The 23,421-nt window shown below is 66.2% G+C and carries 16 protein-coding genes, 1 tRNA gene, 1 rRNA gene and 1 pseudogene; 1 reads left to right on the top strand and 18 read right to left on the bottom strand.

Translation table 11 applies throughout. The annotated features are described in order from the left end of the window. From BSTEL_RS03335 to dapE, 15 genes and pseudogenes are all read right to left on the bottom strand, one after another. Positions 1–274, bottom strand: a 16S ribosomal RNA gene (locus BSTEL_RS03335); the annotation flags it as partial. A 739-nt stretch (positions 275–1,013) separates the two neighbouring features. Further along, a complete protein-coding gene (gene rplA, locus BSTEL_RS03330; protein ID WP_034527119.1) occupies positions 1,014–1,706 on the bottom strand; it encodes a 50S ribosomal protein L1 in 693 nt (230 codons plus the stop codon). A gap of 15 nt (positions 1,707–1,721) precedes the next feature. Then, on the bottom strand, positions 1,722–2,153 hold the full coding sequence (rplK, locus tag BSTEL_RS03325; RefSeq protein WP_034527117.1) for a 50S ribosomal protein L11: 432 nt from the start codon (positions 2,151–2,153) through the stop codon (positions 1,722–1,724). Between the two features lie 331 nt (positions 2,154–2,484). Then, positions 2,485–2,820, bottom strand: coding sequence for a hypothetical protein (locus tag BSTEL_RS03320; protein ID WP_034527115.1), 336 nt, complete (start codon positions 2,818–2,820; stop codon positions 2,485–2,487). A gap of 49 nt (positions 2,821–2,869) precedes the next feature. Further along, entirely contained in the window at positions 2,870–4,621 is a 1,752-nt protein-coding gene (locus BSTEL_RS03315; RefSeq protein WP_034527113.1) for a sodium:solute symporter family protein, read from the bottom strand. Positions 4,622–7,064: 2,443 nt separating this feature from the next. Next, positions 7,065–7,979: a transcription termination/antitermination protein NusG gene (gene nusG, locus BSTEL_RS03310; protein ID WP_034527111.1), complete on the bottom strand. Its 915-nt coding sequence runs from the start codon at positions 7,977–7,979 to the stop codon at positions 7,065–7,067. 42 nt (positions 7,980–8,021) lie between these two features. Then, positions 8,022–8,249, bottom strand: a complete 228-nt coding sequence (gene secE, locus BSTEL_RS03305; protein WP_034527108.1) for a preprotein translocase subunit SecE — start codon at positions 8,247–8,249, stop codon at positions 8,022–8,024. A gap of 34 nt (positions 8,250–8,283) precedes the next feature. Beyond that, positions 8,284–8,359 (bottom strand) — tRNA-Trp (locus BSTEL_RS03300). Between the two features lie 187 nt (positions 8,360–8,546). Then, positions 8,547–9,755: a pyridoxal phosphate-dependent aminotransferase gene (locus BSTEL_RS03295; protein ID WP_034527106.1), complete on the bottom strand. Its 1,209-nt coding sequence runs from the start codon at positions 9,753–9,755 to the stop codon at positions 8,547–8,549. A gap of 46 nt (positions 9,756–9,801) precedes the next feature. Continuing rightward, a complete protein-coding gene (gene proB / locus BSTEL_RS03290; RefSeq protein WP_034527104.1) occupies positions 9,802–10,935 on the bottom strand; it encodes a glutamate 5-kinase in 1,134 nt (377 codons plus the stop codon). Between the two features lie 143 nt (positions 10,936–11,078). Then, positions 11,079–12,757 (bottom strand): annotated as a pseudogene (obgE, locus tag BSTEL_RS03285) (GTPase ObgE). 155 nt (positions 12,758–12,912) lie between these two features. Next, positions 12,913–13,164 (bottom strand): 50S ribosomal protein L27, encoded by a 252-nt coding sequence (gene rpmA, locus BSTEL_RS03280; protein ID WP_034527102.1) that lies wholly within the window; start codon positions 13,162–13,164, stop codon positions 12,913–12,915. Positions 13,165–13,219: 55 nt separating this feature from the next. Then, positions 13,220–13,528: a 50S ribosomal protein L21 gene (gene rplU / locus BSTEL_RS03275; RefSeq protein ID WP_034527101.1), complete on the bottom strand. Its 309-nt coding sequence runs from the start codon at positions 13,526–13,528 to the stop codon at positions 13,220–13,222. A 166-nt stretch (positions 13,529–13,694) separates the two neighbouring features. Beyond that, on the bottom strand, positions 13,695–16,634 hold the full coding sequence (locus BSTEL_RS03270) for an Rne/Rng family ribonuclease (protein WP_051922816.1): 2,940 nt from the start codon (positions 16,632–16,634) through the stop codon (positions 13,695–13,697). A gap of 330 nt (positions 16,635–16,964) precedes the next feature. Then, positions 16,965–18,170, bottom strand: a complete 1,206-nt coding sequence (dapE, locus tag BSTEL_RS03265) for a succinyl-diaminopimelate desuccinylase (RefSeq protein WP_101621778.1) — start codon at positions 18,168–18,170, stop codon at positions 16,965–16,967. A 149-nt stretch (positions 18,171–18,319) separates the two neighbouring features. Here dapE and BSTEL_RS03260 point away from each other — a divergent pair, with 149 nt between their 5' ends. After that, the gene (locus tag BSTEL_RS03260) at positions 18,320–19,264 is read left to right on the top strand and encodes an AEC family transporter (protein WP_034527095.1); all 945 of its coding nucleotides are present in this window, start codon (positions 18,320–18,322) and stop codon (positions 19,262–19,264) included. Here the strand turns inward: BSTEL_RS03260 and BSTEL_RS03255 are convergent. The 3 genes from BSTEL_RS03255 to BSTEL_RS03245 all read right to left on the bottom strand — a co-directional run bounded on the left by BSTEL_RS03255 (position 19,242) and on the right by BSTEL_RS03245 (position 23,349). Next, on the bottom strand, positions 19,242–19,964 hold the full coding sequence (locus BSTEL_RS03255; protein WP_051922814.1) for an HAD family hydrolase: 723 nt from the start codon (positions 19,962–19,964) through the stop codon (positions 19,242–19,244). The two genes, BSTEL_RS03260 and BSTEL_RS03255, sit on opposite strands and share 23 nt — an antisense overlap. Before the next feature lie 50 nt (positions 19,965–20,014). Continuing rightward, positions 20,015–20,926 (bottom strand): AraC family transcriptional regulator, encoded by a 912-nt coding sequence (locus BSTEL_RS03250; protein WP_051922813.1) that lies wholly within the window; start codon positions 20,924–20,926, stop codon positions 20,015–20,017. A gap of 107 nt (positions 20,927–21,033) precedes the next feature. Beyond that, positions 21,034–23,349 carry a beta-galactosidase gene (locus BSTEL_RS03245; RefSeq protein WP_034527093.1) on the bottom strand — a complete coding sequence of 772 codons (2,316 nt, stop codon included), beginning with the start codon at positions 23,347–23,349 and terminating at the stop codon, positions 21,034–21,036. Positions 23,350–23,421: the final 72 nt, after the last annotated feature.

Below are 23,421 nucleotides of genomic sequence, written 5' to 3'. Positions count from 1 at the left end.
CACGGTAGGCCATCACCCCACCGTCAAGCTGATAGGACGCGACCCCATCCCATACCAGTAAGACCCTTTCCCAGAAGACCATGCGATCAACTGGAACATCCGGCATTACCACCCGTTTCCAGGAGCTATTCCAGAGTACGGGGCAGGTCGGTCACGCATTACTCACCCGTTCGCCACTCTCACCACCAAGCAAGCTTGATGGATCCCGTTCGACTTGCATGTGTTAAGCACGCCGCCAGCGTTCATCCTGAGCCAGAATCGAACCCTCCACAAAAAAACCTTCATGAAGAGAACCAAACAAATGACTCTCAAAAAAAGAAAAAAGACGGAACCCCTTATAAGGAAAGAGGTTCGCACAAAAACCCCGACACCATTCAAACCCCCTCGGGCACTCCGGAAAAACCGGAGCCGGCATCGGACTGGCAATCATTGACTATAAAGAAGTAAGTAGTACAACACACTCTTGAGTTCTCAAACCACCACACACAGCCAACCCCGGAACCACACAAGAGCAGGAACCAGAAGCCGACCGGCAGCAAGAGATAAACATACACCACCCGGCACCACCACGCAAACCCGCATGCGAAAACCACCCCGGAAACGTTGCAAACACAACAATCCACCGGCGTGTCGAAAACAGGCCCAACAAGCCCCACAACCACCAGACTACCCAACCAGACACCACCACACACGCCCCAACCAACACAATTCACCCACAACCAACCACACATTCACCCAACACGCCCCCGCCGGCGGGGGCTCCCGGCGAAGCGGGTGGGGGTGGTGCCGAACAACCACCGGCCACACCCTGGAACCAACGGCCACACACCCACGACCACCCTCCGACGCGCTGCGCGCGCCACCTCCCGCCAGCGGGAGGAACGACACGACGACAGCGGGAGGAACGACACGACGACGGCACATACGACAAGATCCCCGGCTCCTTTCGGAACCGGGGATCTTCAGTGTGTTACGGCTTCACGCCGAGACGGCATCACGCCTTGACGGTGACGTCAGGCAACCACGTTCGGGTCGACCGGGATGCCGGGGCCCATGGTGGAGGTGATGGTCGCCTTGGTGATGTAGCGGCCCTTGACGGTGGCCGGCTTGAGGCGCTTGACCTCGTCGGCGACGGCGCGGAAGTTCTCGTCCAGGGCGGACTCCTCGAAGGAGGCCTTGCCGATCAGGAAGGAGAGGTTGCCGTTCTTGTCGACGCGGAACTCGATCTTACCGGCCTTGATGTCCTTGACGGCCTTGGCGACGTCCATGGTCACGGTGCCGGTCTTCGGGTTCGGCATGAGGCCACGCGGACCGAGCACACGGCCGAGGCGGCCGACCTTGCCCATCATGTCCGGGGTGGCGACGACGGAATCGAAGTCGAGGAAGCCGCCCTGCACCTTGGCGATAAGCTCGTCGTCACCGACGATGTCGGCGCCGGCCTCCTGGGCCGCGGTGGCCTGCGGGCCACGGGCGAAGACGAGGACCTTGACGGTCTTACCGGTGCCGTGAGGCAGGCTCACGGTGCCGCGGACCAGCTGGTCGGCCTTGCGCGGGTCGACGTTCAGGCGAAGCACCGCTTCGACGGACTCGTCGAAGTTGCGGGCCGGCATGCTCTTGAGCAGCGCGATGGCCTGGTCGGGGGTGTACAGGTTGTTGCGATCGACCTTCTCGGCCGCCTCAAGGTACTTCTTGGAATGCTTAGCCATCTGTCCTTCTCCTTATCAGTCGGTCACCGTGATGCCCATGGAGCGGGCGGTACCTTCGATGATCTTCATGCCGGCCTCGATGTCACGGGCGGAGAGATCGGCCATCTTGGTCTCGGCGATCTCACGAACCTGCGCCTTGGTGACGGAGCCGACCTTGTGGGTCAGCGGGTTCTCGGTGCCCTTGTCGATGCCGGCGGCCTTCTTGAGCAGAGCCGCGGCCGGCGGGGTCTTGAGGATGAAGGTGAAGGAACGATCTTCGTAGACGGTGATCTCGACCGGGATCACCTGTCCCATCTTGTCCTGCGTCTGGGCGTTGTACGCCTTGCAGAAGTCCATGATGTTGACGCCGTGCGAACCCAGCGCAGGGCCCAGCGGCGGGGCCGGGTTGGCCTTGCCAGCCTGAATCTGCAGCTTGATCAGCGCGGAGACTTTCTTCTTGGGAGCCATGTTATGGTTCTTCTTTCTATAACGCGGTGCAATCGGTCGCCGTCCGTCCGCACGCGCCGCCGAAGCGATGCGCGGCCGCCGCACGGTCTCCTCCCGCAACTTATATTGCTGTGCTGTGCTAGCGGGTCTCCCCTCCAGACACAAACCATCCTATTATGCGGGTCCGTCCCGACATCATCGCCGTCATCGACACGCGCGATACGCGAAAGGGGACCGTCGGGAGAGCATTGCTCCCGACGGTCCCCTTTGCCGCGTGGCGGTGACGTTCCGCGCGTCGCCGGCGTGCCGGCCGCGCGCGACGTCACCTCATACGCGAGTCACCGCGCACGACTCACTTCGCGCTTTCGTGCTGGACCTGCGCCTTGCGCACGGACTCCTCGGCGGAGGCGATGATGTCCTCCGCGGACAGCGGCTTCAGACGGCACCACAGTTCGAACGCGATGCCGACGACCAGCATGATGATACCGGTCCACAGGTTGATCGCGATGCCGTTGGTGTCGGCGCCGTTCATGTTCGGCGCGACGATGCCGACGATCGTGACGATCACGCCGTAGATGATGAACAGGATGGCGATGAGCCGGCGCAGATCGTTGTTGCGCGCCGCCTTGACCGCCTGGTCCTTCTCGGCCTGAGTCAGCAGGTCCTTGCCCTGAGTCTCTTCTGCCATTGCAAACTCCTTAAGACGTTCCTACGTACTATGGGTCAACCCGATGGGTTTAGAAGAACGGGATGTAGAAGACGAGGCCGAGCACGAAGATCACGGTGCCCAGGATGAGCGGCTTCTTGTACCACGGGACCTTCACGGTGGCGACGTCCTTTCCGGCTTCCTTCGCGGCGCGCTTGGCGTCCTCAAGCTCCTCGGCGGAGGCCTCCTTGAAGTACTTGATGCCGTTGGTGCCGAAGGTCAGGCCCTCGAGCTCCTTGTCGGTCTTGGACTTGGTGAACGGCGTGAGCACCGCGGCCACGATCCAGGTGGCCAGGCAGGAGATGATGGCGCCGTACCAGGTCTCGGCGGTGGCGGAGCCGAAGATCGGGTTGCCGGCGGCGACGGACTGCAGGTACAGGATGTAGGTGATGAGCGGGGCGATGATGCCGCACACGTAGCCGACGGTGCCGGCGACGTTGGAGACGCGCTTCCACACGAGGCCGAGGATGAACACGGCGAACAGCGGGGCGTTGAAGAAGCTGAACAGCGTTTGCAGGTACGTCATGATGTTGCCGAACTGCGACGCGATCCACGCGGTGAACACGGAGATGAACACGCCGATCACGGTGATGATGCGGCCCATGTTCAGGTAGTACTTGTCGTTCTGGCCCGGCTTGACGTAGTCCTGCCACAGATCGTAGGTGAACACGGTGTTGAACGAGGAGACGTTCGCGGCCATGCCGGCCATGAAGGAGGCCATCATGCCGGTGATGGCGACGCCGAGGACGCCGTTCGGCAGGTACATCTTGAACAGGTACGGGATGGCTTCGTTGTACTGCAGGACCGGGTGGGCGCCGGAGAACAGGTTGCCGACGGTGGCGGCCGCGATCATGCCCGGGATGATGATGATGAGCCAGATGAGCATCTTCGGGATGGCTCCGAGGATAGGCGTCATGCGGGCTGCGGTCATGCTCTTCGCGGCGAAGGCGCGCTGCACCTCGGTGAAGTTCGTGGTCCAGTAGCCGAAGCCGAGCACGAAGCCGAGGCCCATCAGGATGGAGAACCAGTCGCCGCCGACTGGGTTGGTCACGTTGCCGATGCCGGTGCCGGCCCAGGCGTGGATGGAGCCGCTCCAGCCCTTCATGCTGTCGAGCTTGGCGGTCAGACCGCTCCAGCCGCCCACGTGGGACAGGCCGATGACGGTGACCGGGATGAGGGCCGCGACGATGACGAAGAACTGCATGACCTCGTTGTAGATGGCGGAGGTCAGGCCGCCGAGGGTGATGTAGGCGAGCACGAACACGGCGGACACGATGATGGCGGTCCACTGGCTCCAGCCGAGCATGGCCTGGAGGATCAGGGCCATGGCGTACAGGTTGATGCCGGCCTGAAGAATCGTGGAGACGGCGAAGCAGAGCGACACGATGACGTGCGCGCCCTTGCCGAAGCGCTGGTACATGAATTCAGGCACGGAGCGCACGCCGGAGCCGTAGTAGAACGGCATCATGAAGATGCCGAGGAACACCATGCCCGGCACGGCGCCGATCAGGTAGTAGTGGATGGTCGGCGTACCGATCTGGGCGCCGTTGGCGGCCATGCCCAGGATCTCGGTGGCGCCCAGGTTGGCGGCGCAGAACGCGAGGCCTGCGATCCAGGCCGGCATCGAACGACCGGCGAGCAGGAAGTCCTCGGAGGACTTCTGCTGCTTGTGGATTGAGTAGCCGATCCAGACGATCATGGCAAAGTAGACGATGAGGATAAGCCAATCCACCCAGCTCAGCGACAGGCGAATCGCGGATTCCCCGGCAGCAAGATCAATCATGCCGCTCCCTCTTTCCTAGAGTTGTTCTTCCTCGAACACAGGCACCGGCAGCCGCCGAGGCAACGTCGATGTTTGCGTTATCGTGACGGTAATATAGTCCGGTTTACACAAAATGCAACTCGTTTCGCACAATTCGACAGCAAAAAGAGAACATTTACTGACAAATCAAAACGGTTCGACACTTCGTCGCCCTATGATTCTGCGGCTCTCGGCATTGTGGCGCGCGTAGGCCCGCGCGACTGTGATTTCCCTCATACTCTCCCGCCGGAGGGTGGGCCCATGGGGAGTGGTGCTGGATCATGCGGCCGCAGTCTTCGTATCCACCTATCCCCTGCCGGCGCAGCCACCCCCACCCGACTCACACCGGGAGCCCCCGCCAACGGGGGCGAAGAAACCGTGGCAGGCTAGACGGGAAGTAGAGCACATGAGGCATGGCCTCCCTATTCTCCTCCCGCTGGCGGGAGGTGACGCACAGCGCCGGAGGACGGCCAACGGGCATGCGGCCTCGGATCACGCGGGGCAATTCCCCATTCCCCTCCCGCTGGCGGGAGGTGGCGCATGGCGCCGGAGGGTGGTCACGGGCCGGGATCCGGTGCGTTCGTCACTGCTGAGCCGGTCATTCCAGGCGTGGGCCGGTCATTCCAGGCGTGGGCCGGTCGGTTCGGTCATGGGCCCGGTTCGTTTTCGGGGTGCGCGCGGCATCCTGTGCCTCGTGTCCCGGCCGGTCCTGCTCCACAACACGTGCCGGAGAGCCTGTTGTGGAGCAGCATCCCGCCGCAACCCCCGCGTAAACCCCTGTTTTCGGCGTTCCCGGCCCGTGTAGTGCGCCACGACTCCCCGCAATCCCGGGTTCCGTCCCTGTTGTGGAGCGGGCCCGCTCCACAACAGCCGCCGGTATCGCTCCCACCGCATGTTGTGGAGCAGACAACCCTCAAATCGCGCCACAACTCCCACGAACCGCCTCCCACGACCCTGTTGTGGCGCACCACCGCTCCACAACACCATCCCCGCATGCCGTTGTGGAGCGCCACCATCCCACAGCAATTCCCACACGCTGTTGTGGAGCACCGCCCTCCCCACAGCACAATTCCCACATACTGTTGTGGCGTACCGCCATCCCAGCGGCCGCCCCATGGCACGGACCGGTGCGACGAGCGGAGCATCGCGGTCCCACATCACAATCCCCGCATGCCGTAGTGGAGCGTCGCCATCCCCACAACATGATCCCCGCACGCTGTTGTGGCGTACCGCCATCCCAGCGGCCGCCCCCATGACACGGACCGGTGCGACGAGCGGAGCATCGCGGTCCCACAGCGCTCCCCGCACAATGTCGTGGAACGCCGTCGCCCCAAACACGATCCCCGCACGCTGTCGTGGAGCGCCAACATCCCCATGGCTGCACCCCGTGGCGCGGATTCCGCATGTCGTAGTGGAGCATCGCCGCACCCCACGGCGCGGATCGGCGCGGCGCGCGTGGGGCATCATGGTTCCGTGGCATGTTCCCCGCTCAATGTTGTCGCAATGTTGTGCGGAGCACCCCAGGGGTGTGGGTCGGCGCAGCGGGTGGAGCTTGAGAACGTCCCCTGTCTTGAGAACGTCCCCTGGCCCGAGAGCGCCCCCGGTCCGAAGGCCGCCCACCGCATCACCCCAGGAGTTCGCCGCCAGCGTCACAAATCCCGGACGAAGCCGCTCATCTCCGGAATCCGGGACGCTGGGAGGGGCTCAGCATCCCGGATTACGGACGAAAGCGCCCGTTTCCCGAATCCGGGACGCACCCCCACTGGTCAGCGTCACAAATCCCGGACGAAACCGCTCAACTCCGGAATCCGGGACGCTGGGTGGGACACTGGGAAAGATTCAGCGTCCCGGGTTACGGACGAAGCCGCCCGTTTCCCGAATTGGGGACGTTGGGAGAGGCTCGGCATCCCGGGTTACGGACGAAGGCGCTCATCTCCCGCATTGGGGACGCTGGGAAAGACTCAGCATCCCGGATTACGGACGAAGCCGTTGTTCTCCGGGATTTGCGACGCCGGGGCGGATATCGGCGCATATCGTCCCGCCGTGGCTCGACCACCCTCCGGCGCTACGCGCCACCTCCCGCCAGCGGGAGGAAGATGGGAATCCCAGCTGCACAATCCAGCACGATCGACACCCCGACTCGTGACCACCCTCCGACGCGAAGCGCCAGTTCCCGCCAGCAGGAGGAAGGTAGGCGGCAACAAAAAATCCCCGCGCGAGGCGGGGATTCCTAAAGTCTGCGGGCACGCCGGCCCAGAAGAAAGGCGGAAGGCGCTCCGTCGTGGCATGTCATCCACTGAGGTTCGACGACGCGTGCGACTTCTAGGCGCACCGAGGGAAGATGTACGAAGGTACGTCGACCGAGGAGCAACAACGACAACGCTCAGTCGCCGAAACTCCGTCGTCGAAACTCCATCGCCGAAACTCAGTCGAGCTTCTGCACCTGGTTGAAGCCAAGCTCCACCGGCGTATCGCGGCCGAAGATGGACACGAGCACGGTGAGCTTCTGCGTGGTCGGCTCGACGTCGGAGACGACGGCGGCCATGGTGGCGAAGGGGCCGTCGGTGACAGTGACCTGATCGCCGATCGCGTAGGAGACTTCGACGGTGCGCTTCTTGGCGGCGGCGGGCTTGTCGCCGGCCTTCTTGAGCGCCTCGGAGGCGATCATCGGGGCCATCATCGCAACGACTTCCTTGCGGGACAGCGGCGCCGGGTCCTTGGTGGGGCCGACGAAGCCGGTCACGCCTTCGGTCTCGCGAACGATGCGGCGGGCGTTCTCGTCAGGCCACATGCGGATGAGCACGTAACCGGGAACACGCACGCGGGTGATGACCTTCTTGCCCTTTTCAGTGTGTTTTTCGACTTCCTCCATCGGCACTTCGATCTGGAAAATCGTGTCTTCGAGGCCGAAGGACTGGATGCGGGATTCGACGTTGGTCTTGACGCGCTTCTCGTAGCCGGAGTACGTGTGCAGCACATACCACTTGCCTTCGAGGGTGCGCAGGGACTTGGAGAACGCTTCGACGGCGGCCTGACCGGCATCGGTGGCTTCGGCCTGCTCGGATTCGTTGGTCTCCTGCTCCTCATCATCGTCGAGGGAAACAGCAGGGGTTTCGATGGAGGCAGCCGGAGCATCGTCAGTCTCGTCGGACTTGTCAGACTCTTCAGCCGTAGCGGTTTCAGCGGCCGCAGCAGCCTCGACCGTATCGTCGGAGGTGATAGCATCGACCGCCTCGGCGGCCTGATCGGATTCCGCGGTCTCGGCAGTCTGCTCGACCGGAGCGGTCTCCGGCAGATCGGGCAGCGCGTCGAGGTTATCGAGATTCACTTCATCACTCATGCGTATTCACCTTCGGGTTCGTTGTCGTTCACGTAAAGACGATCAGCCGAACATCCAGAGCGTGAGCTTGCTCAGACCGAAGTCCATGCCGGTGACGAGAGCCATCAGCAGCAGCACGAAGATGAACACGGCCAGCGACCAGAAGAACAGTTCCTTGGCGGTGGGGGTCACGACCTTGCGAAGCTCATCGATGATCTGCTTGATAAACAGACCGATGCGCATAAAGACGTTCGGCTTTACGGCCTTTTCGCTCTTGCTAGCCTTCGCCATATTCATCCTTCGCTCAGGGTATTCGTAAGATCCTTGGCAGGGAAGGCGGGACTCGAACCCACAACCTACGGTTTTGGAGACCGTTGCGCTACCAATTGCGCCACTTCCCTAGGTGAACTTCACCTTGCTCGACGTTCCCAAGAGAACGCTTCGCCCGGCGAAAACCGCCAAGCAGATATAGTAGCGGCTCCCCCGGATTCCGTCAATTCGTGGTGTCCACATACAGAGAATCCCGTGGCAAAACCACGGGATTCCAACGATGTCACGGCATGTCGCGAACCGCGCGAAACGCGGGCGTCACGCCTCGACGTAGGCCTTCATGCGGCGCATGCCCTCGGCGAGCTGGTCGTCGGCCAGCGCGTAGGAGAAGCGCAGGTAGCCAGGAGCGCCGAACGCCTCGCCCGGGACGGCGGCGACGTGCGCCTCGTCGAGCAGCGCGGCGGCGAATTCGGAGGAGGACTGCGAGACGGTGCCGTTGGGGCCGAGCGGCTTGCCGAGCAGCGCGGTGATGTCGGCGAACGCGTAGAACGCGCCGGTCGGCGTCGGGCAGTTCACGCCTTCGATGTCGTTCAGCGCGGCGACGATCGCCTTGCGGCGCACGTCGAACGCCTCACGCATGCGGTAGACGGCGTCGAGCGGGCCGGAAACGGCGGCGATGGCGGCGCGCTGGGAGACGTTCGCCACGTTGGAGGTCATGTGGCCCTGCAGCTTGGCGGCGGCCTTGGCGACCGGTTCGGGGGCGATGAGCCAGCCGACGCGCCAGCCGGGCATCGCGTAGGTCTTGGCGACGCCGTTGAGCACGATGAGCTGGTCGCGCACCTCGGGCACGGCGGTGCCGATGTACGTGGTGTGCGCGTCGTCGTAGTTGAGGTGCTCGTAGATTTCGTCGGAGATGACCCACACGTGGTGCTCGATCGCCCACTTTGCGATGCCTTCGATCGTCTCACGGCTCCACACGGCACCGGTCGGGTTGTTCGGGGAGGTCACGATGATCGCCTTGGTGCGCTCGGTGCGGGCCGCTTCGATCGCGTCGAGATCCGGCTCGAAGCCGCGGTCGGCGCCGGCGAACACCTCGACCGGCTTGCCGCCGGCGAGCTTGACGGCCTCCGGGTAGCTGGTCCAGTACGGCGTCGGGATGATGACCTCGTCGCCTTCGTCGAGCAGGATCTGGAACGTCGAGTAGACGGCCTGCTTGCCGCCGTTGGTCACGACGACCTGCTCGGGCGTCACCTCGTAGCCGGAGTCGCGCAGCGTCTTGTCGGCGATGGCGCGACGCAGCTCGGGCAGGCCCGGCGTGGGCGTGTACTTGTAGTTCTTCGGGTCGCGGCAGGCGGCGGCGGCCGCGTCGACGACGTAGTCGGGTGTCGGGAAGTTCGGTTCGCCGGCGCCGAAGCCGATGACGTCGAGTCCGGCGGCCTTCATGGCCTTCGCCTTGGAGTCGACGGCGAGCGTGGCGCTCGGGGTCACGTGATTGATACGGTCGGAGAGAGTCTGCCAATCAGCCATAGTCATGGCTCCCACAATAAACCCGGGGAACGAAAAAGGAAACGCCTCAAACGAGCACGAGATTGTCGCGGTGGACGAGCGGATGCGCGTACTCCTCGCCGAGGATGCGCTTGAGCTGCGTCGTGTTGCGTCCGAGCATGCGCGGCACCTCCTCGGAGTCGTAGCCGGCGAGTCCGCGCGCCAGATGCGTGCCGTCCTCCGCGTCGATCCACACCGGGTCTCCGGCGGAGAACGCGCCGCGCACCTCGACCGCGCCGGCGGCGAGGAGCGACGCGCGTCCGCCGCGCACGGCCTCGGCCGCGCCGGCGTCGACGATGATCGTGCCGCGCGGTTCGGCGGCGAAGCCGATCCACAGCCGTCGCGTCGAGCCGCGGCGCTTCACCGGCGCGAATGCGGTGCCCACCGGATCGCCCATCAGCGCCGGCCCCGCAAGTCCCGCGCGCGTGAGCACGGTAGGGATGCCGGAGACGGCCGCGACGCGCGCCGCCTCCAGTTTCGTGACCATGCCGCCGGTGCCGACTTTCGAGCCGGTCCCGCCGACCTTCACCTCGCCGAGCGCGTCCACCACGTTCGGCACGTAGCTGATGCGCTTCGATCCGGGTTCCGACGGCGGGGCCGTGTACAGGCCGTCCACGTCGGTGAGCAGGATGAGCGCGTCGGCGCGCACGAGGTTCGCGACGAGCGCCGACAGCCGGTCGTTGTCGCCGAAACGGATCTCGTTCGAGGCGAGGGAGTCGTTCTCGTTGATGATCGGCACGACGCCCAGGTCGAGCAGACGGTCGAGCGTGCGCTGCACGTTGCGGTACTGGGTGGCGCGGATCGTGTCCTCCGCGGTGATGAGGATCTGGCCGACGCGCACGCCGAACCGGCCGAACGCCGCCTCGTACTGCGCCATCAGCAGGCCCTGGCCGACGGCCGCGGTCGCCTGCTGCGTGGCGACGTCGGTCGGACGCGCGTCGAAGCCGAGCGGGCCGAAACCGGCGGCGATGGCGCCGGACGAGACGAGCACGACGCGCGCGCCCATCAGGTGCGTCGAGGCGAGCGCGCCGACCAGCGCGTTGAGCTTGCCGACGTCGAGATGGCCGTCCGCCTGCGTGAGCGAACTCGAACCGACCTTGACGACGACGGTCTCCGCCTCGGCCACGCGCCTGCGGATCTCGGCCTGTGATGGTGTGGACATGATTCCCCTTCCGTTTCGGCTCCCTCTAACGAGGGAGCTGTCGGCTGCAAGCCGGCTGAGGGAGAGATCCGCATGCCCCCGGGTGGTCTCTCCCTCAGTCCCGCTACGCGGTCCAGCTCCCTCGTCAGAGGGAGCCACGATGACTACTGCTCTTCGACCTCCTCGCCGCGACCAAATAGACTCTTTTCGTCGTGGCGGTCGTCGTCGATGGACGGGTCGGCCCAGTGGCCGGCCTTGCGTTCCTTCATCATCGCCTCGCGCACGGCGGCCTTCGCGTCCATCATCGCATGGTATTCGCGGCGGCGTTCCGCGTTCGTGCGGCGGCGGGAGCCCGGCTGTTCGGCATCGAGGCGCAGGTCCTGGCCGCGCGCGCCCAGCGGCGCGCCGTCGAGACGCTCCGCGCCGGCGGCGATGGTCGGATCCCAGTCGAACTCGACCGCGCGGTCGCCGCGGCCGATGCGCACCTCGTCGCCCGGCTTGGCGCCCTTGCGGCGCAGCTCGTCCTCGACGCCCAGCTTGGCGAGACGGTCGGCGAGGTAGCCGACGGCCTCGTCGTTGTCGAAGTTGGTCTGCTGCACCCAGCGTTCCGGCTTGCGTCCGGTGACCTCGAACCAGAATTCGCCGAGCTTGTTCTCCTTGCGTTCGACGGCGAAGTCGATGCCGGTGCCGCGCTCGTCGGCGGAGCGGCGGCGACGGCCCTGCGTCTCCAGCGGCTTGATGACGACGCGGGCCTCCTCCTCGGCCTGCTCGCGCCTGGCGACCTCGTCGCGCATCTCGGCGACCATGCCGGCCAGAGCGAAGTTGAGCTCCTTCAGACCCTCATGCGAGGCGGTGGAGATGACGAACACCTTCATGCCCATCTTCTCGAATTCGGGCTTGACGAATTCGGCGAGCTCCTTGGCCTCCGGCACGTCGGCCTTGTTGAGGATGATGATGCGCGGGCGCTCCGGGATCGGGATCGCGCCAAGCGGCAGTTCCAGCGAGCCCGCGTATTCGGCGAGCTCGTGCTCCAGCGCCTCGTAGTCGCTCATCGGGTCGCGGCCGTCCTCGAGCGTCGCGCAATCGATGACGTGCGCGATGATCTCGGTGCGTTCGATGTGGCGCAGGAATTCGAGGCCCAGGCCCTTGCCCTGCGAGGCACCCGGGATCAGGCCCGGCACGTCGGCGATCGTGTAGCGCTGGTCGCCGGCGACGACCACGCCGAGGTTCGGCACGAGCGTGGTGAACGGATAGTCGGCGATCTTCGGCTTGGCGGAGCTCATCGCGGCGATGAGGCTCGACTTGCCGGCGGACGGGAAGCCCACGAGCGCCACGTCGGCGATGGACTTGAGCTCGAGGATCACGTCGCGCTCCTCGCCGAGCTCGCCGAGCAGGGCGAAGCCGGGGGCGCGGCGCGTGCGGTTCGCCAACGCGATGTTGCCGAGACCGCCGGCGCCGCCTTCCGCGGCGATGAAACGATCGCCCTCATGGCGCAAGTCGCGAGCTCCTCGCCGGGGTGCTTGGGGGCGCCCTGCGCGCCCTTGGCCGTGAAGATCACGGTGCCGCACGGTACGGGCAGGATCAGATCCTTGCCTTTGACGCCGTCCTTGTTGTCGCCCAGGCCCATCGTGCCGCTGGGCGCCACACGGTGCGGCATGAAACGATAGTCCAGCAGGCTGGTCGCGTTGCGCGTCGCCTCGAAGATGACGGAGCCGCCGTCACCGCCGTTGCCGCCGTTCGGGCCGGCCAACGGCTTGTACTTCTCACGGCGGATGCCGGCCGAGCCGTTGCCGCCGTCACCGCCCTTGACATGGACGGTCACTCGATCCACAAAATCACTCATAACTGTTAACCCTATCCTGACCCTTGGTTCGGGGCCGTTCCTGCTACGCCGGATACTACGCCGGATACTACGCCGGCCGTTACGCCGGATACGAAAAAGCCGCGTCCTTACGGGCGCGGCTTTCCGAAACGCTTGTCGCCGAAATGGCTTGTCGCTCAGGCGGCGATGACGTCGACGACCTTGCGGTCACGACGGACGCCGAACTTGACGGAGCCGTCGGTCAGCGCGAACAGGGTGTGATCCTTGCCCATGCCGACGTTCTGGCCCGGGTGGAAGTTGGTGCCACGCTGGCGAACGATGATGTTGCCGGCGACGACGGCTTCACCGCCGAACTTCTTCACACCGAGGTATTGAGGATTTGAATCGCGACCGTTACGCGAGCTGGAAGCACCCTTCTTATGTGCCATGATCGTTTCCTTTCGGTACTAATTAAGCTTTAACGGAAAACCTGCTGTCAAGAACTCAGGCGATCTCGGTGACCTTGACCATCGTCAGCTTCTGACGGTGACCCTTGCGGCGGGCGACGCCGGTCTTGTTCTTGTACTTCTGGATGCTGATCTTCGGGCCCTTGGCATCGTCCTTCACGACCTCGGCCTTGACGGAGATCTTAGCCAGATCAGCGGCGGCGAGGGTGACGTTCGCACCGTCGACAACGAGCGCGACCGGGAATTCCACGGTATCGCCCTGCTTGGCGTCGAGACGGTTGACGAGGATGACGTCGCCGACCTCGACCTTTTCCTGATGGCCACCGGCCTTCACAATCGCGTACATAATCGTTCCTTTATTGAATTGGCAAGCTTCTTGCCTGACTCACCCGGATATGCCGGGCTCGCGGTCAGACACCAGCAATCAAACGTACACCGACGCGCGGACTAACGCAACCGTGTTCCGTCCGCGTGTCTGTACGAACTGTGTTATAGGGCCGAAGCGGGCGGGCTTACTCCTCACCGCCGGCGGCCACGGCGGCCGCGGCGATCTGGGCGAGCTTGGCCTTCACGTCCGGCGTGGAGCCGGCCGGCTCCGGCGCAGGGGTCGTGCCGCGGCCGTGCTTGTTCGTCTTGACGAACGGGTCACCGCCGCGCAACGCGTACGGATCGTCGTAGTCGGCGTTGACGATCGGCTTGTCGTGCAGGATGAAGCCGCGTCCCTTGCAGGTCGGGCACTCCTCGGAGAACGCCTCCACCAGGCCCTGGCCGATGCGCTTGCGCGTCATCTGCACGAGGCCGAGCGACGTGACCTCCGCCACCTGGTGCTTGGTGCGGTCGCGCGCCAGGCATTCGACGAGGCGGCGCAGCACGAGGTCGCGGTTGGCCGGCATCACCATGTCGACGTAGTCGATCATGATCATGCCGCCGATGTCGCGCAGGCGCAGCTGGCGCGCGATCTCCTCGGAGGCTTCGAGGTTGCATCGGGTGACGGTCTCCTCGAGCGACTTGCCGCGGCCGATGAAGCGGCCGGTGTTCACGTCGATCGTGGTCATCGCCTCGGTGCGGTCGATGACGATCGAGCCGCCGGACGGCAGGTACACCTGACGTTCCATACCCTTGCGGAGCTGCGAGTCGATCTGCCACTTGTCGAACACGTCCTTGCCCTGATGGTCGGCCGGATCCCACTTCTCCAGCTTGTCCTTCAAGTCGGGGGCCATCGTGTCGAGGTACTCCTCGATGCGCTCGTACACCTTGTCGCCCTCCACGATGAGCTTCGTGAAGTCGTCGTTGAAGATGTCGCGCACGACGCGAATCGCCACGTCCGGCTCGCCCTGCAGCAGCTTCGGGCGCTTGCCGTGCCAGAACTCCTCGCGCTTGGCGTTGATGCGCTCCCACTGGCGCACGAGGCTCTCCAGATCCTTGACGATCGCCTCCTCGCTCGCTCCCTCGGCGGCGGTGCGGATGATCACGCCCATGTTCTTCGGCGCGATCTTGGAGACGATGTTCTTGAGGCGGGAGCGTTCGCGCTCCGAAAGCTTGCGGCTCACGCCGGTCATGCCGCCGGACGGCACGAGCACGAGGAAACGGCCGGCGAGCGTGACCTGTGAGGTCAGACGGGCGCCCTTGTGGCCGATCGGGTCCTTGGTGACCTGCACGAGCACCGGATCGCCGGACTTGAACGCGAGTTCGATGCGGCGCGGCTGGCCTTCGAGACGCGTCGCATCCCAGTTGACCTCGCCGGCGTACAGCACGCCGTTGCGCGCCTGCCCGATGTCGACGAACGCGGCCTCCATGCTCGGCAGCACGTTCTGCACGCGGCCGAGGTACACGTTGCCGACGGTCTGCACCTCCTGGATGTCGGACACGTAATGCTCGACGAGCACGTTGTCCTCCACGACGGAGATCTGCGTGTGCTGCTCCTTCTCGCGCACGACCATGAGACGTTCGACGTTCTCGCGGCGCGCGAGGAAGTCCTGTTCCATGAGCTGCGACTGGCGGGAGCGTTCGCGGCGGTTGTCGCGGCGGCGCTGCTTCTTGGCTTCGAGTCGGGTCGAGCCTTCCACGTCGGTGATCTCGTCGATGTACTGCTGCTTGCGGGAGCGGCGCGCGACGATCTGCTCGTCGTCGCCGCCCTTGCCGCGACGGCGGCGACGACGGCGCGTGACCGTCTCCTCCTCGTCGCGGGAGGCGCGCTCGTCGCGGTCCTCATGTTCGTCGGCATCGGCACGTGCGGCGCGCTCGTCGCCGGACGCCTGGTCGGTCTTGTTGCGACGACGGCGACGGCGACGCGTGCGCGTCTCGTCGGCCGTATCGTCGTTCTCCTCCTCGTCGATCGGACGGTAGGCGATGTCGTCGAGTTCGAGGTCCTCCTCGATCTGTTCGACTTCGGCGGCGGCGCGGCGTTCCTGCGCGTTGAGACGGCGGTTGCGGCCGCGGCGCGTGCGCGTCGAGCCGGACTCCTCGTCCTGCGGCTCGACGCCGTCGCGCTCGGCATCACGCGTGTCGGATTCGTCGCGGTCGGCGTCCGCGTCGCCGCCGCGGGCATCGCCGTCGGAGCGGTCGGCACGGTCGGCACGGCGACGGCGGCGCGTGCGACGGCCCTCGCGGGAGCCGCCTTCGCGCTCGTCGTCACGGTCGGTGTCACCGCCGCGATCGTCGCGGGACTCCGCGTCGTCGTCATCGTCGTCGTTCGCGGCCGGCGCGCCGACCGGCAGCACGGGCTCCTGGAACAGCAGGGACGTCATCGGCTTGGCGCGGCGGCCGCCGTTGCGGTCATCGCGATCGTGGATCGGCAGCACGTCGAGCAGCTCCTCGGCGCGTTCCAGCTGATCGTCGTCGTCATCGTCGCGGCGGGCGCGGCGGGAACGGTCGTAGCGCATGTCATCGTCGTCATCGTCGTAGTCGTCGCGGATGGCGCGGCGACGACGCGCACGGGACGGACGCTCGTACTCGTCGTCATCATCGTCGCGCACGGCACGGCGGCGACGCGACGGACGCTCGACGAGCTCGTCGTCATCGTCGTAGCGTGCGCGGCGGCGACGCGACGGACGCTCATCGCCGCGCTCGTCGTCGTCATCGTCGGAAAGACGCGCACGACGGCGCGAGCGGGACGGACGCTCGTCGACGTCGTCGCGTTCGTCGCGGGCGACGCGGCGACGACGCGAGCGCACGGGCGTCTCATCGTCGTCATCGTCGATCCGCGTCACGGACGACGCGGCATCGTCCGACGGTTGGTCGGCGATCGGCAGCTTCGGCTCCTCGAACATCGGCGAGGAATGGTCCTCGACTTTCAGCTCGAGCGACGCACCGGCGGCGCCGGCACCACGCACCACGCGACGGCCGCCGCGGCGACGACGGGACGGCGTGGAGGACGATTCGGAAGCGGATTCGGGTACGTTGATGTTCAGGGCGCCGACCTCGTCGGCCCCATCGTTGTTCACAGTGGGCACGATGCTCCTCGCCGGCATGCTGCATCATGCCAGCCTTACTCAGGGCTCACTGCGGCTGTCACACCACGCTCTCACCGTGGCCGCGCATCGGTTGCGCCCGCAGAAGCAAATCCAGTCAAAGTCTGTGCGGCTCGGACGGCGGACACCGGCGCTCGCGCGGAGATTCGGGGGGAAAGACCCGATGCGAGGGGATCGACGCCATCTGGCACGTCGGCGGCTTGCAGAACCGCCATCCTTAAGTATGCCACAACTTTGACCGGGCTGCGTTCACCCACGGCCCACGGCTTGGCTCATGGCTCGGACGGACCGACGGCCGAGCCGCCACAGAGCTCAGACGAGCCAGGCGAGGAGGATGTCGGCGAGGAGGGGAAGCTCGGAGGCGGGCAGCTGTTCGTCGTGCTTGTGGGCGAGCAGCGGATCGCCGGCGCCGAGGTTCACCGCGGGGATGCCGAGCTGCGAGAACCGGGCCACATCGGTCCACCCGAGTTTCGCAAGCGGCTCGCGGCCGGTGCGTTCGCGCACCAGATCGGCAAGGGAGACGGCGAGCGGCGCGTCCATGCCCGGACGGGCGGACGGCGACTCGTCCTTCATCTCGATGCCGTAGCCCTCGAACACGCCGCCGGTGGCGACATGCTCGCCGTTGCCGAGTTCGGCACCCGCGTCGGCGCCCATCATGAGGGCCTTCGCCTCGGCCAGCGTCTTGTCCGGGGCGAACCGGTAGTTGACGTGCACGCGGCACTCGTCGGGAATCACGTTCGTGCCCTTGCCGCCGGAGATGAGCGTGGCGTTGAGGCCCTCGCGGTAGACGAGGCCGTCCACCTCCACGTCCGCCGGCTCGTAGGCGGCGAGACGGTTGAGGATGCCGGCCGCCTTGTGGATCGCGTTCTCGCCCATCCACGCGCGGGCGGAGTGCGCTGCCACGCCGTGCGTGACCACGTCGAAGCGGATCGTGCCGTTGCAACCGCCCTCGATGCCGCAGTTGGTCGGCTCGCCGATGATCGCGAAATCGCCTGCGATCCAGTCGGGGTGGCTTTCGACGACCTTCCTCAGGCCGTTCTTCTCGGCGGCGACCTCCTCGTGGTCGTAGAACACGAACGTGAGGTCGGCCTTCGGGGTGGTCTCGGGCGTGGAGCCGTCGAGCGTGGCGGCGAGATGGAGCATGACCGCGTCGGACGCCTTCATATCGGTGGCGCCGCGGCCCCACAGCACACGTTCTCCGGGGTGCGCGGCGGCCACGTCCCCGCGGATGAGCGGATCGCCGGGTTCGAGCCACTTCGGCGGGAAGTTGTCGATGACCGGCACCGTGTCGATGTGCCCGGCGAGAATCACGCGACTCGGCCTGCCGAACGCGGTCGAGGCGACGATCGTATCGCCGTGGCGTCGCACGTCGAGATGCGGGTATTCCTTGAGGAACGCCTCGATGTCGTCGGCGAGCGCGGTCTCGTCGTCGCTGACGGAGTACACGCCCATGATCTGGTCGAGCAGGGATTCGAGCTGTTCGCCGCGCGGCGCGGCGGTGTTCAGGGAAAGCGTCATGCCGACCATCCTAACGGCGGGGCGTGGAATGTGATTCCTCTTACCATTGGGTGAGATTTCACGGCCGCGCGCACGGTTCTGTGCCACACTCTAGATGACGATTCACAAGGAATCACGAGGAATCACGAGGAAAGAGGGTCTTCACGGGTATGCCTGGTCTGTTGAGCGCGATGCAGGGGTTCTGCGTCATCGGCATCGTGATTTTCGTGGGCTATGTGGCGGCGCGCATGCGCATCGGCGGTCCGAGCGCGCAGATGGTGCTCAACCGCTTCTCGTTCTTCGTGTCGAGCCCGTGCCTGATGTTCGCGATCCTGTCGAAGGAGCCGATCTTCGACATCTTCCACCCGTCGATCATCGTGGCGTTCCTGTCGGCCATGCTCGTCGGCGTCGTGTTCCTCATCCTCAACCGCATGTTCTTCCATCTGAAGGCCCCGGATGCGACGATCGGCGCGTTGAACTCGCTGTACCTGAACTCGAACAACATCGGCCTGCCGGTGGCCACGTACATCCTCGGCAACGGCGCGCTCGTCGCCCCGATCCTCGTCATGCAGCAGGCGCTGTTCACGCCGATCGGCCTGACGGTGCTCGACGTGACCACGAAGGGCAAGGTGTCGCTCAAGGAGATCGCAAAGCAGCCGCTGCACCAGCCGCTGCTCATCGGCTCGCTGCTCGGCATCGTGGTCTCGGCGCTGAGCGCGAAGCTCGGCTGGTTCCCGGTGCCGAACTACATCTACGATCCGATCAACATGATCGGCGAGTCGGCGGTGCCGATGATCCTCATGGCGTTCGGCATGTCGCTGCACGGCACGAAGCCGCTGCAGCAGAAGGGCGACCGTCCGGCGATCTTCACGGTGGCGGCGCTGAAGAACATCGTAATGCCGACCATCGCGTTCCTGCTCGCCTACTTCATGATGGGCTTCCGCGGCCCGGAGCTGTACGCGTGCGTCGTGCTCGCCGCCCTGCCGACCGGTCAGAACGTGTACAACTACGCGGCCCGCTACAACGTGGGATTGACGTTCGCGAGGGACGGCATCCTGATCTCCACGATGACCAGCCCGGTGTTCATCGCGATCATCGCGGCGTTGCTGAGCTGATCTCCTCCAGCGATTCCACAATCGGGCATCCCATGCCGCGCGGCAACGGCACGCGCGCGCACGCCTCGACGCCGACCGCATGCGCGCCGGCGGCGAGCGCGGCCGTCAGCCCGCCGGCCGAATCCTCGAAGACGAGGCAGTCACGCGGGTCGGCCCCGGCCAGGCGCGCGCCGGCGAGGTAGGGCGCGGGGTCGGGTTTGTGCGCGAGCCCGTCGTCGCCGGCGACCAGTCCCGCGAACACGCCGGCGGGCGCGGCGGCGATGACGCGTTCCCCGAGCGAACGCGGCGAGCCGGTGACGAGCACGGACGGCACGGATGCGGCCCGCAGGGCGAGCATCAGGTCCCCGGCTCCCGGCGTCCACGGAATGGAGGCGCCGTTCCCCGCGCCGCGACCCGCGCCGGCCTCGTACATGGCGGTCACGTCGGCGACGAGTCCGCGAATCACCGCGTCGGCGCTCTCCCCCACGCCGGCCTCGCGCAGGACGCGCGCGCAGACGGGTAGCGGCGCGGCGGTCATCGCGCGGCTCAGCGCGTCGCTCCATGCGACGCCGTGGCGTTCGGCGCACCGACGTTCGGCCTCCACCCACATCGGGTCGGAGTCGACGAGCGTGCCGTCGAGGTCCCACAGCACGGCACGCGTCTCGTATGTGTGGCCGCCCGCGGTGATGGCGATGCACGGCGCGACGTCTGTTCCGTTCATGTCGTTCCTTTCCCTGGCCGCACGCCGCCGGTCACGCCGATCACGTGCGGTCACGCCGCGGGTTCCGCCGGTTCCGCCGCCGGCCTGCCGCCGCGGCGGAACGCCAGCGGCGAGACCCCGGTCTTCCGTTTGAACGCGGCGCACAGCACGGACGGCGAGGAGAATCCGCATGCGGCGCAGATCTCCTTCAATCCGGCGTCCGTGTTGGCGAGCAGGTACTGCGCGGCGTCGATGCGCGCCTGCATGACGTAGGCGTGCGGCGTGTATCCGGTCTGCGCCTTGAAGACGCGGATGAAGTTGTATTCGCCCATGTAGGCGAGGGCCGCCAGGTCGGCGATGGGCAGCGGTTCGTCGAGATGCTGCCCGATGTATGCGACGACGCGTCTGATGTCGTCCTGTTCCTGCCGCCGGTCCGCCTCGATCGTATTCTCGGGGGCCAGCATCTCGCACAGGATGTCGTTGATGGTCTTGCCGAGGACGGGCTCGCAGATGCGCTCCCCGTCGGCGAACACCTCGTGGATGCGGGCCAGCCGGTTGATCGCGTATGCGGGGTTCCTCAACGCGAAGGTCGTGCCCAGCCGGGCGTGGATCGCGTCGTAGTACGGCCGCGCCGCCTTCCCGTCGAAGTGCAGCCACAGCACGTCGCTTTCCTCCAGCGCCCGGTAGTAGTGGTACGTGTAGCAGTCGAGCAGCGCGAAATCGCCGGCATGCGCCGAGCTCTCCTCCTTCCGTTCCCCGGTGCGGAACGTGAACGACCCGCTGTTGAGGTACATGATGAGGAAGCTGTCGTAGGCGGCGCGTTCGGTGGTGTGGCCCGGCCGGTAGCGGTACAGTCCGGTCTGCAACGGGTAGAGGAACGTGTCGCGCGCTACGAGGCTGGGCGTGTGCACGTAGTAGTCGTAGCTGTCGGCCCATACGAGGTGCTCGGCCGCGTCGGCGTATTCGATCTCGTTGATGTCCATCGGCCGGCCTCCTCGCTCTCCCCACGTCGCACCGGTTTCCCAGTGTAGCGCGGGGAGACGGGAGGCCGGCCCGCCGCCGCATCGTGCGGATGGTCCGATCCGGACGGCTACGCCTTGCGTAGCGCGGTCTCGTAGACGGGCGTGACCTCGACCGATTCGAGCGCGGCGATGCGTCCGTCGGCGCGTTCCATGCGCGCGGCCATCGCCGATTCGACGTTGACGTTCGCGCCTTCGCGGATCGGCGTGATGGTCAGGACGAGCCGGCCGCGGGCGTCGGCGAGACGGGACGCGCAGTCGCGCAGTCCCACCTCCCAGGTGTCGCCGTTCGCGAAGTTGTCGTCGACGAGCACGCCGTCGCACCACAGCCAGCCGATGTCGCCGGCGTAGCGGATGCGCAGGCGCGCGTCGGCCATGCCGGCGCCGCGCGCCGCGCCGTCCGCGAGCGCGTCGACGAGCGTGTCCGGCAGGTCGATGAGGTAGCGCGTGTCGGACAGCCGCGTGACGGTCGCGGCGGCGCGCACGGGTTCGCGCGTGACGGTGCGGGAGGCGAGGTAGCCGTCCGGATAGGAGGTGACGTCGACGTGGGCCGTGGTCGATTCGACGACGAGGCGTCCGCCGGTCTCGTAGACGACGGCGCCGTCGTTGACGATGCTCGGCCGTGCCGGATCCTGCGCGACCGGCGTGCCGGCGAAGACGAGCGCCTCGCCGCCGATGACGGTCATCGTGTCGGCCTTGGCGCGGCTGACGCACACGATGTCGACCGCGTGGCCGGCGTCGTCGCGCGCCTCGAACCGTTCGAGGTCGGCGTCGGCGGCGACATGCCGCACGTCGCCGCCGGCGAACCGGAACCAGCAGTCGTCCATGCCGTCGGGGCGCAGGAAGACGAACGTGCGGCGCGACGAGCCCGGCGTCGCGATCGCGGTGACCGGCTGCGCGGTGGCCGCTTCGAGCAGGACGCCATCCAGGTCCATGTTGAACGGCAGCACGCAGTTCTCGTCCGCGGCGAGCGAGACGCCGTCGAACGTGACGGTCGCGCCGGAGGCGAGCGTGATCGCGATGGTCTCGTCCTTCTTGGCCGTCATCGTGTCGTGGTCCTGGAAGTTGTCGATGAAGACGAATCCGCGTTCGCCGTCGGTGCGCACGCACCAGCGCAGCGTGTTCTTGTCGCGCGGGTCGATCGCGGTCTGGCCGTCGGGGACGGCCACGCCGAGCGGGCACAGGCGGTCGGCGAACGCGAGGCCGAAGTAGTGGAGGGCCTTGCAGCGGCGGTACGATTCGCGGGCCTGGCCGAACTCGCCGAGCGCCGCCTGGAAGTCGTAGGAGATCTTCGGGGTCTGGCTCTCGTTGAGGTAGACGCCGTCGCCGATCGGGTTCGAGCCTCCCTGGAACATGTAGTAGCCGAGGAAGTTGCAGCCGGACGCCATCTTGATGTTGGCCATCGCGTCCACGGACTTCATGGGCAGGACGAACCGGTAGTTGTACGAGCTGAACATGCCGCCGCCCATCTCGCAGCAGGCGTACGGCTTCGATTCCGGCTCGTAGGTGGGGTCGAACTCCTCGCCGCGGGGGCAGTCGTTGGCGTGGAAGTCGCGGTACAGGTACTCGTCGGTGACGGGGTGTTCGCCGGCGTCGCCGTAGAACAGCCACGGGCGGTACGCGTAGCCGCCCCACAGCGGCAGCACGTCGTCGGGCACCGGGGAGCCGCCCCAGCCGGTGTTCGTGTAGAACGGCACGGAGATGCCCTCCTCCTCGGCGATGCGGCGCAGCGCGTGCACGTAGTCGAAGCCGTCGTGGCCGCCGGGCACCCATTCGTCCGAGATGCCGGTGGTCATCTCCCACGGCGCGGACGAGTGCATGTACTCGTTGTCGAGCTGGGCGGCGACGATCGGGCCGCCGTCCTTGAAGTAGAGGCCGTCGAGCTGGGCGGCGATGTGCGCGTACAGGTCGTGCACCTTCTCGAGGAAGCCGGGGTCCATGGAACGCACCTCGTACGGCTTGCCGTACATCCAGTCGGGGATGCCGCCGTTGCGCACCTCGCCGTGGTCGAAGGGGCCGAGTCGGACGATCACCTTGAGCCCGTGCCGGGCGCACAGCCGTACGAAGCGGCGCAGGTCGCGGCGTCCGGTGAAGTCCCACTCGTTCTCATGCTCCTCGTGGTGGTTCCAGAACACGTAGGTGGCGACCACGTTGACGCCGCCGGCGGCCATCTTCGCGAGCTGGGCGTCCCAACGGTCCGGGCTCATGCGCGAATAGTGGAATTCGCCGCACACGCCGTAGAACGGCTTGCCGTCGAAGGTCATGTAGTAGTTGGTGAAGTCGATGGCGGTGCCGTCGGGGGCGACGCCCCAGTCGTTGCGGGTGATGGGGAACGGGACGATGCGCTTCGGCTGGAAGCCGGTGAGGTCGAGGGTGTTGAGGGTCATGGGAAAAGCCTTTTTCTTGATTGCGGGTTGGGGAGGCGGGAGCAATAATGGCCGCTCCCGCCGGCGGGAGCT

Origin of the sequence: Bifidobacterium stellenboschense, assembly GCF_000741785.1 — a bacterium.
GTDB lineage: Bacteria > Actinomycetota > Actinomycetes > Actinomycetales > Bifidobacteriaceae > Bifidobacterium > Bifidobacterium stellenboschense.
The sequence above is the reverse complement of the archived record's forward strand: the minus strand, read 5'-3'. Positions and strand labels throughout refer to the sequence as shown.

Excerpts from the sequence above, each read along its gene's own strand:
- rplA (WP_034527119.1), bottom strand. The coding sequence starts at position 1,706 with ATGGCTAAGCATTCCAAGAAGTACCTTGAGGCGGCCGAGAAGGTCGAT.
- rplK (WP_034527117.1), bottom strand. The coding sequence starts at position 2,153 with ATGGCTCCCAAGAAGAAAGTCTCCGCGCTGATCAAGCTGCAGATTCAG.
- BSTEL_RS03320 (WP_034527115.1), bottom strand. The coding sequence starts at position 2,820 with ATGGCAGAAGAGACTCAGGGCAAGGACCTGCTGACTCAGGCCGAGAAG.
- BSTEL_RS03315 (WP_034527113.1), bottom strand. The coding sequence starts at position 4,621 with ATGATTGATCTTGCTGCCGGGGAATCCGCGATTCGCCTGTCGCTGAGC.
- nusG (WP_034527111.1), bottom strand. The coding sequence starts at position 7,979 with ATGAGTGATGAAGTGAATCTCGATAACCTCGACGCGCTGCCCGATCTG.
- secE (WP_034527108.1), bottom strand. The coding sequence starts at position 8,249 with ATGGCGAAGGCTAGCAAGAGCGAAAAGGCCGTAAAGCCGAACGTCTTT.
- BSTEL_RS03295 (WP_034527106.1), bottom strand. The coding sequence starts at position 9,755 with ATGGCTGATTGGCAGACTCTCTCCGACCGTATCAATCACGTGACCCCG.
- proB (WP_034527104.1), bottom strand. The coding sequence starts at position 10,935 with ATGTCCACACCATCACAGGCCGAGATCCGCAGGCGCGTGGCCGAGGCG.
- rpmA (WP_034527102.1), bottom strand. The coding sequence starts at position 13,164 with ATGGCACATAAGAAGGGTGCTTCCAGCTCGCGTAACGGTCGCGATTCA.
- rplU (WP_034527101.1), bottom strand. The coding sequence starts at position 13,528 with ATGTACGCGATTGTGAAGGCCGGTGGCCATCAGGAAAAGGTCGAGGTC.
- dapE (WP_101621778.1), bottom strand. The coding sequence starts at position 18,170 with ATGACGCTTTCCCTGAACACCGCCGCGCCGCGCGGCGAACAGCTCGAA.
- BSTEL_RS03260 (WP_034527095.1), top strand. The coding sequence starts at position 18,320 with ATGCCTGGTCTGTTGAGCGCGATGCAGGGGTTCTGCGTCATCGGCATC.
- BSTEL_RS03255 (WP_051922814.1), bottom strand. The coding sequence starts at position 19,964 with ATGAACGGAACAGACGTCGCGCCGTGCATCGCCATCACCGCGGGCGGC.
- BSTEL_RS03250 (WP_051922813.1), bottom strand. The coding sequence starts at position 20,926 with ATGGACATCAACGAGATCGAATACGCCGACGCGGCCGAGCACCTCGTA.
- BSTEL_RS03245 (WP_034527093.1), bottom strand. The coding sequence starts at position 23,349 with ATGACCCTCAACACCCTCGACCTCACCGGCTTCCAGCCGAAGCGCATC.